Source organism: Microbulbifer mangrovi (assembly GCF_002009015.1).
Taxonomy (GTDB): domain Bacteria; phylum Pseudomonadota; class Gammaproteobacteria; order Pseudomonadales; family Cellvibrionaceae; genus Microbulbifer; species Microbulbifer mangrovi.
On record NZ_LZDE01000217.1, the window covers coordinates 1 to 8,939 of the forward strand.

The 8,939-nt window shown below is 57.5% G+C and carries 6 protein-coding genes and 1 pseudogene; 2 read left to right on the plus strand and 5 right to left on the minus strand.

The window, feature by feature from the left end; all coding sequences use genetic code 11:
* A partial coding sequence (locus B4U49_RS19235) for a hypothetical protein (RefSeq protein ID WP_204902970.1) occupies window positions 1-185 on the minus strand: 185 nt, incomplete at its 3' end.
* 139 nt (window positions 186-324) lie between these two features.
* Between B4U49_RS19235 and B4U49_RS02700 the strand changes: the two are divergent.
* Window positions 325-1,302: pseudogene (locus tag B4U49_RS02700) on the plus strand (autotransporter family protein); the annotation flags it as partial.
* Between the two features lie 113 nt (window positions 1,303-1,415).
* Here the strand turns inward: B4U49_RS02700 and B4U49_RS02705 are convergent.
* The 4 genes from B4U49_RS02705 to B4U49_RS02720 all read right to left on the minus strand — a co-directional run bounded on the left by B4U49_RS02705 (window position 1,416) and on the right by B4U49_RS02720 (window position 7,430).
* Entirely contained in the window at window positions 1,416-3,323 is a 1,908-nt protein-coding gene (locus tag B4U49_RS02705; protein WP_078083040.1) for a family 43 glycosylhydrolase, read from the minus strand.
* Between the two features lie 15 nt (window positions 3,324-3,338).
* Window positions 3,339-5,291: a glycoside hydrolase family 97 protein gene (locus B4U49_RS02710; RefSeq protein WP_078083041.1), complete on the minus strand. Its 1,953-nt coding sequence runs from the start codon at window positions 5,289-5,291 to the stop codon at window positions 3,339-3,341.
* A 93-nt stretch (window positions 5,292-5,384) separates the two neighbouring features.
* Window positions 5,385-6,335 (minus strand): glycoside hydrolase family 43 protein, encoded by a 951-nt coding sequence (locus tag B4U49_RS02715; RefSeq protein ID WP_078083042.1) that lies wholly within the window; start codon window positions 6,333-6,335, stop codon window positions 5,385-5,387.
* A 54-nt stretch (window positions 6,336-6,389) separates the two neighbouring features.
* Window positions 6,390-7,430 carry a glycoside hydrolase family 43 protein gene (locus B4U49_RS02720; protein ID WP_078083043.1) on the minus strand — a complete coding sequence of 347 codons (1,041 nt, stop codon included), beginning with the start codon at window positions 7,428-7,430 and terminating at the stop codon, window positions 6,390-6,392.
* Window positions 7,431-7,620: 190 nt separating this feature from the next.
* Here B4U49_RS02720 and B4U49_RS02725 point away from each other — a divergent pair, with 190 nt between their 5' ends.
* Entirely contained in the window at window positions 7,621-8,685 is a 1,065-nt protein-coding gene (locus B4U49_RS02725; protein WP_078083044.1) for an arabinan endo-1,5-alpha-L-arabinosidase, read from the plus strand.
* Window positions 8,686-8,939: the final 254 nt, after the last annotated feature.

An 8,939-nucleotide genomic window follows, 5' to 3' on the forward strand; every position in this document is an offset into this window, starting at 1 on the left:
TAGCACATCCAGCAGTTCTTCGAGTTCCGGTGGTAGCACGTCCAGCAGTTCCTCGAGCTCGGTGGTAGTACATCCAGCAGTTCTTCCAGTTCGTCAAGCTCCGGCGGCAGCACCTCCAGCGGGTCCTCCAGCTCATCGAGCTCCGGCGGTAGTACCTCCAGCAGTTCATCCAGTTCGGGGGGCAACGACAGTGGCTCAAGCAGCTCCTCAAGCTCCGGTGGCAGCGGCTCTAGTAGCTCATCCTCAAGCAGCTCGGGGAGCAGTAGTTCCAGCGGCAGTTCAAGCAGCTCCAGCTCCGGAGGAAGCAGCTCTAGCAGCTCCGGTGGCGGCCCTACGCCGCAGCCAATCCCACTTTACCGCCCCGAGGTCTCGGTGGAGGTGGCCCTTCCGTCGGTAAGTCGCGCACTGGGCCTGGAAACCCTAGGAACCTTCCACGAACGGGAAGGCGAGCAGGCCTGGTCAAAGCGCAACAATGGTGCCAGTGCACTGTGGGTACGGGCTTTCGGCAATCAGCTCAAACTGGAACAGGGAGGCACGGTCAAGCCGGACTTCGACGGCAACCTGTGGGGGCTGCAACTGGGTGTTCCGGTTTACGGCCACAGCAGTACGGACGGGCAACGGGATATTTTTGGTGTGATGATCGGCCGCGGCGGTGCCAACGGCGATGTGCGTGGTTTCGCCCTGGCTCAGGAAAACCTGGCGACGGGTAAAATTGAACTAGACCAATACAACCTCGGCGGTTACTGGACCCACCACTGGGTAGGTGGTGCCTATTTTGACGGGGTATTACTACTCTCAAGTTTTGATGGAGAGAGTCGTTCCTACCGGGATCTGGAGGCCAATATCGACGGCGATGAGGTATCGGCGTCTATGGAAGTTGGCGTACCCATTCCGCTGGATGGAACCTGGACCCTCGAACCCCAGGGTCAGCTGATTTGGCAGCACCAGCGAATGGAACGTACCCGGGACAGGTTCTCCCGCATTGATTTCAACAATGTGAATGCGCTGACCGCACGCATTGGTGGGCGCTTTGTGGCGGATATCGTGCGCGGTTCCAGCGTGTGGCGGCCCTACTTCAAAGCCAACATCTGGTATGAAGACGCAGGCTCTGACCGGGTCTATTACAACATCACACCCATCCTGGTAGACAGGGGGCAGGCAACCCTGGAAACCGGTATCGGTCTAACGGCCGATTTCAGTGGCACCACCAGTCTGTTCGGGATCATCGACTACACCCAGGATATCGATACCGGGGATGTTGAATCTTTTGAGGCCAGGATCGGTTTCCACAAGCGATGGTGAAATGATAAAGCCGTTTAAAAATAAAAAGGGGTGGTCTACATTGCTGCAGCCACCCAAGCCCGATAAAAATCGGTCACACACTCACTAACGAATTAGTCACTCTCAGGAAAATCTCAGCCGCGTGCGGGAATCTCCCGCAGCTGGAATTTCTGGCAGTCACTGTCCGCCGCTGGCGCCTGGGCGAAAGTATTACCCTCGGCCAGACCGCAGTGGGCAAGATCCAGGTTGTGCTTGCTCTCGCGGTTCTGGATCTGCAGGCTGCCTTCTGCCAGCGGCAGCAGGCGCCACTGACTACTGGTGCCGTCGCAACTACCGAGCACTGCGGGCGCGCCAGGCACTACTGCGTTATCTGCAACGGTCATGCACTGGTCACCGGTCTGGATCTTGACGAAGCCTTCCTCTGCCGGCGCGATGCTCCAGCGCTGACAGGACTCGCCATTCCATACCCCCTGACTGATCTCGGCACCACTGGTACAACCGGCAGTCTGCAATACGCGACCGCTCTGTACGCTGGCGATAGCCACTTCTTCCGCCGGTTGCAGGGACCACTGTTCACAGCCGTCACCACTGCAGTCTTTCGCCGTCAGTGGCGCGCCGGTATCGCGGTTCAGCAGTTGTACCCAGCCGTTCTCATCCTGGTTGAGGGTCCAGCGCTCGGCTTCGGTATTGGTCCACGGCGCCAGCTCGCTGCCAGCGTTGAGGAAATTGCCGCTGGCGGCATTGGCGAGACGGTAAGCACCATCCGCGGTGTTATCCAGTACCCACTGGCTGTCATCGTTGCCGCAGGCTGCCAGGCCATTACCTGTCAGACACTGGCCGCTGGCCGCGTTGCTCAGCTGCCATTTCGCACCCTGTACCTTGGTGGTCAGCGGACCATTTTCACCGGACGGCAGCTTCTGGAATTCACCTTCCGGTACCGGTTCACCGAAGTTCGGGGTGCCGTCGTCGTTCCAGGTAAATTTCTGTGCACGCACCGAGCGGGTCGCGCTACAGCCATCGGTCTCCTTGGAGTTGCCGTGATAGACAATCCAGTCCTCGCTGCCATCCGGAGAGGTGAAGAAACCATTGTGGCCCGGGCCAAATACACCGTTGCCACGCTGGAACACAGGCTCCGGATATTTGGTCCAGTGGTCCGGATTCATGGGGTCGTCACCGGTCAGCTCTTTCATCGCCAGTTTGTAGTCCGGCGTATCGCAGAAGCTGGCGGAATAGATCATGAAAGTGCGACCGTCCTTCTTCAGGATCTCGGCGCCTTCGTTTACCTTGCGTCCGCTCTTCTCCCACTCCGCTTCCGGACGGGTAATGACCACACGCGGCCCCTCGATAGACCAGGGATTGGTCATCTTGGAAATCCAGTTCAGCTGTTCGTCGCCCACCCATTCGGACCACAACAGGTAGAGCTCGCCGTTGTGCTCGAGATAGGTGCCATCGATGTTCCAGCTATCCGGCATCGGCGAGCCCTTGTACACATAAGGGCCCATGGGATCGTCGCCAACACTTTCCAGCACCGACAGGTGCTGGTGATCCAGGGTGCCATGCTGGCCGGAGGTGTACATCAGGTACCAGCGCCAGCCGTTGGGACCGTTCAGGCGGTGAAATTCAAACGCCCAGAAATTACAGCAGCGGGCCGGATCGGTATCGGACCAGATATTTACCGGCGCCGCGGTAGCGAGGCCATCCAGGGTCGGGGATTTGCGCATTACCAGCTGGGAAGTCCAGGTGGTAGTGGTGAGGTAGTAGTTACCATCCCAGTACTCCAGCCAGGGATCGGCGCCATTGGCAAACAGCGGATTGGCAAACATACCTTCCGGGGCACCCGCCTGGGTGTCGGCCTGAACAGACGGGGTGACCGGCGCAGTACTGGCAGACTTGCCTCCAGCTTTGGCCGCAGATTTTTCCGTGTCGTCCACAGATGGCTGGCAAGCGGTGAGCGCTGCGAGTGCTACCCCGGCGGCGATGCCTTTCGGGATAAGGCCTTTGGGGGTAAAACGGGTTAGGCTGAAAAATAATTTACTGTGCATTGTTCTACCTCGTTATCAATTTTTAACCAGGGGATCCGCGGGGAAAACCATCGCAAATCCACCGTTGGCATTCATGGAAACTTTGACACTGCTGCCGCTCTCGAGCTCACTGCGCTCCAGCGTGCGGGCGTCCTTGCCGTCGCTGATTAATTTGCCCAGACGCGCGCCGACAAACGAAAGGTCCAGTTGTAAATCCTTTTGCTCCGGTGTCGCGTTGATTCCGGACACGTACCAGGCGTCGCCACTGCGCCGGGCAATCACCACATATTTTCCAGGATAACCGTCAAGCAGGCGGCTCTCTTCCCACACTGCGGGAATATCCTCCAGATATGCGCGTGCAAACTGCGGTACCTCGGCCATACCCAGGTCGGTTTCGGCAATATGCTGCAGGCCGGAGAGGAATAGCACCGGCAGGGCCAGTTCGAAGCCGTTGCTGGTACGGCGATTTATGTTGGGGATTTGAGAAAATACCGTGGGAGTAAAATCCATCGGGTCAAAGGCGTTGCGGCTAAACGGCAGCATTGCCATATGTCCGGCGGCCCTGTCCGCGGAGTCCTGCATAAAGGTGATCATTTCAAAGCCGTGCACCGCTTCTGCCGTCATAAAGTTGGGAAAAGTGCGATGCAGGCCACGCGGCAGCGTAGCGCCATGGAAATTCACCAGCAGCTGGAAGTCTGCGGCATCACTGAGAATCTGGCGGTAGTAGTCGATCACCGAAACGCCGTCGCCAGCAAAGAAATCCACCTTGATACCGGCAATTCCCATCTCCTGCAGGCGGGCGAATTCTGCGCGGCGCTGCGCGCGGGTCAGCAGTTTTCCCTTCGGGGTATATTCAGTCTTGTTCCAGGCGCCAGAAGAGTTGTACCACAGCAACAGGCGCACATTTTTCTGCGCAGCGTAGTCCGCCAGCTCAGCCATTTTTTCGTAGCCGATATTCTGGTCCCAGTTCACGTCTACCAGTACATACGGCCATCCCATATCCGACGCGTAATCGATAAAGCGCACCTGGGTGTCGTAGTTGACCGAGTCATCTTTCAGCAGCGCCCAGCTCCAGCTGGCGGTTCCCGGCTTGACCCAGTCCATCGGTGCGATGGCCGGTTCCGCCAGGTCGGTACCCAGTGTGGACTCGACAATGGTATCCAATCCACCCAGTGCGATAATCCGCCAGGGAGTTTTCATTGGCAGTGATGATTCGGCCAATAGTGCACCGCCGGTATAGCGCTCTGCATCCATCGGATAGCCGATACGGAACTCACCGGACGCCGCTTTTCCCTGCAGACGCGACGCGTGATAGCGACCATCCATCCCCGCTTCGGTAATCAACGCCCAGCCACCCTCGGTCTTGAACAGCGCAGGGAAAACCCAGCCCGCTTCACTGGCCGGAATATCGGTAACCGGCACATCCATATGATAGTGCTCTTCATAGGATGGATTGGTATTCATCCAGCCGGTCTGGGCCACGGCAACCGGCTGCAGCCAGGCGCGCGCACCGTGGGTAAAAGAGAAACTCGTGGTTTCTGCCTGGACGGCTCTGGCGACACTAATCTGCTCTGGCAGACGGTACTGGAAAGCCACACCGTCATTGGAGACACGGAAGGCGATGTCGATTTTGTTACCCGCAGTATTCTGCAAGTGGAAAACCTGTTCCACGGCGGTGTAGGTATTGTGCCGACGCTTGCCCTGCCGCAGTTCGTATTCCGTGTGTACCAGCGTCGGGTTACTTGCAGAAAGCAGTTCCAGATCCTTACTCAGGTCACGGTCATCCAGTACGATGCCGAGTTCGGAATTATTCAGCACCGTGACCTGGTCGCGACTAATCGCGTAGCGTGCCTCCCCGGTTTCGGTCAGGGAAAAGACAACCGACAGAGTGCCATCGGGACTCTGTAGCGTATAACGCGTATTGTGCTCACAGGCGGTGATGACCAGCAAATAGGTCAGCATCAACGCAGGGATCAGGATGTTTTTCATCGCGGTAATTTCGATTTATAAATTATTTTCTAGTACCACAGTTTTTCCTTCTCAGGAGCCCGCTGTAAGCGGGCTCCTGAGAATTTGCACCAGTTATTTAACCGGCGCTACGCCCTCGGAAGTCATCACCACCCGCTTGATGGTGCCATCTTCGTTGTAGTGCAGGTCGTCGATACACACGGAGCGGCGGAAGCTGCCGCCCTTCTCGGTGCCACCATTGTGGTAGATAAAGAACGAGCGGTCTTTGTAGTCGATGATGGACTGGTGGTTGGTATTCGAGTTACCCGCGAGCTCGTTGAGAATACCCTTGTATTCCCAAGGCCCCTCGATGGACTTGCTCATGGCGTAGCCAATTTTTTCCGGGAAGCCCATGGCGTAGGTCAGGTAGTAGTAATCCCCGTGCTTGTGCGCGTACAGGGCCTCTGTGAAATTGGGCAGGTCCAGGCTGTGGATGGGGCCATCCAACTCGATCATGTTGTCTTTCAGTTTGGCCCAGCGCGGCTTGGTATTGCCCCAGAACAGATAGGCCTGACCGTCATCATCGATAAAGGCGGCCGGATCCAGGTCGTCCCAGTCGATTTCGGTATCGGTGGTCATGTCGTTGCTGATCAGCGCCTTGCCCAGAGCATCCTTGAACGGGCCGGTGGGGCTGTCGGATACCGCAACGCCGATGGCAAAACCGGGCTTGGTCTCGTCGTGGCGCACGGTGGTGTAGAAATAGAACTTACCGCCCTTCTCCACCACATGGCTGGCCCAGGCGTCGCCCCTGGCCCATTTGAAATCTTTTACCGCCAGCGGCGAGCCTTCATTTTTCCAATTGACCATATCTGTGGAGGAAAACACCAGCCACTTGTGCATTTCGTAGAAGCCCTTGTTGTCCTTGGCTTCGTCATGGCCGGTGTACAGGTAGACGGTATCGTCGTACACCATGGCCGCAGGATCCGCAGTGAGCACTTCGGTAATGGCCGGGTTGGCAGCGTGGCTGGTGGCAGCAGTGGCTGCCATTCCCGCAGCTGCAATCGCCGTCAAAATCTTATTCTTCATACTCTCACTCACTTCTTTGTAGTCGGTTTTTATTCGTTATAAACGGGCCATGCGTCAGTCACCGGCTTGCTGGCGAAAATCCGGCATCCCGTTTTCATCCCAGTAAAGCGGGCGCACACGCGTGGCGCGGTTGCCATCAGACAAAGGGTTGCCCTTGATTTCGCGATAGTCCCGGGCGTGGTAAATAAGCAGATCGGTCTCGCCATCTTCCGCCACGGTGAAGCTGTTGTGCCCCGGCCCGAAGCGCTTTGTTTTGGCATTGGTATGGAACACCGGCTGCGGCGCCTTGTGCCAGCTCTGCGGATCCATGAGATCTGCGTCCGTGTCGGCCCACAACAGTCCCATCGCATAGTTAGCATCGGTGGCGCTGGCTGAATAACTGATGAAGATGCGTCCGTTCCTTTTCAGGACTGCCGGCCCTTCATTGACCTTGTGACCGCGCTTCTCCCAGGCAAGATCCGGCTGCGACAGGGTAATTACCGGCAACCGGATCTCCGTGGGCGACGTCATTTCTGCCATCAGCAGCAGCGAGCCCAGATCGTCCTCGACATCGTATTGCGCCCAGGCCAGGTAGCGTTTGCCCTTGTGGGTAAAGGTAGTAGCGTCGAGGGAGAAGCTATCCACCGGGGTGGCGATCCGCCCCAGCTCCTGCCATTCGCCCTGCAACGGGTTGTCCGCGCCATTGCGCAGTACGTACATGCGGATGTTCCAGGGGTTTTCCGCCTCACCAGCGGCAAAGTAGATGTACCAGGCACCATCGATACGGTGGAGTTCCGGGGCCCAGATGTGGGCGCTCATGGGACCGGAAGCATGCTTGCGCCACACCACTTCCGCGCCGGCCTGTGCGAGCCCGGCGATGGTGGCTGAACGGCGCAGCTCGATACGGTCATATTCCGGGACGGTGGCGATGAAGTAATAGAAACCGTCGTGACGCAGCACCCACGGATCCGCCCGTTGCGCTACCAACGGCGAGGGATAAGCCCCGCCCCTGGGGGTATCTGGAGTGGGTTGCGCTGTCGGCGCGGCAACTGCACAGGCGGAGAGCCAGATGCAGGCACAGCCGAGCGCCCGGGAAAACAGGCTTCGGAACTTCATCGCTAATATCGTTATCGTTGTAATCTTGTTTTTATGCGCAGCTGCCGGGGCAATCTCCCGTGGCAGTTGCTGCGTTACGAACAATATTATTATACTACTAATAACTGAACAACCCCGCAGCATCCCATTGGGTCTTGTGCGGGGTTGCTTTGATGAGAGCAATACAACACTTATAACTAGAGAAGCCGATATGTTCCGACTTCCCGCTGCACTGAGGCCGGGCCTCCGCCCCCTGTCCGCGGTTCTCGCCGCCTGCCTCGCCCTGCCCCTTGCCGCCTGTGCCGACAGCGATGCCAAGCCACAGCGCCAGATCGATGTACACGATCCGGTGATGGCGAAGGAGGGAGACACCTATTACCTGTTCAGCACCGGCCCGGGTATCACCATTTACAGCTCCCCGGACATGAAGCGCTGGACCTACTCCGGTCGCGGCTTTGAAGGCCAGCCGACGTGGGCCAAGTCGGTATCACCGACCTTCAATGGCCATTTGTGGGCGCCGGACATCATTGAGCACGATGGCCGTTTCTACCTTTACTACTCGGTTTCCGCGTTCGGCAAGAACACGTCGGCAATTGGTGTGACTGTGTCCCCCACTCTGGACCCGAACTCTCCGAACTACGGCTGGGAGGATCAGGGCATCGTGGTGCGTTCAATCCCGCACCGGGATCACTGGAATGCGATTGATCCGGCGATCATCTTCGATAAGGACGGCACGCCCTGGATGAGCTTCGGTTCTTTCTGGGAGGGGTTGAAGCTGGTAAAGCTGGATCCGTCCCTGACCAAGCTGGCGGAGCCGCAGGAGTGGCACACCATCGCGCGTGGAGATCGTCAGAAGTACCAGCCTGTGGATAAGGCGGGTTCGGAAGAATTGGAAGCGCCGTTTATTTTCGAGAAGAACGGTTACTACTATCTGTTCATTTCTCGCGGGCTCTGCTGCAAGGGTGATGACAGTACTTACCGGCTGGCGGTAGGTCGCTCCAAGTCTGTTACCGGCCCTTATCTGGATAAGGACGGTGTGGATATGGCCAATGGCGGCGGCACACCGCTGATTTCCGGCAACGAAGCCTGGCCCGGTCTTGGGCATAACAGCGCGTATACCTTTGATGGTAAAGACTATCTGGTTCTGCACGCTTACGAGTCTGCGGATAACGGGCTGCAGAAGTTGAAGATCATGAATATCGAGTGGGACAACGATTTGTGGCCGGTGGTTGATCCTGCTGAGCTGGATTCTTACAAGGGGTTCAAAGTTCAGTAGTGACGGAAGGTTACTGGGCTCCTTTTATTTAACCTCGGTTGCGGCCAAGCACTGGGTATCGGTTTTCAGAACCGGGCTAGGCGCCCCCCTGGGAATACATCCCTGTCGCCGACGCTTTCAAAAACTTCCACCCAGCACTCGGCCTTAGCTTTGGGCTTTTTACTTCGTTAGCAGCAGTACCTACGAAGTACTGAAATTCGAATTGAAGGTGCTACTGCCGGGAACTGTTTGCGAGACCGTATGCGGCCAGGACG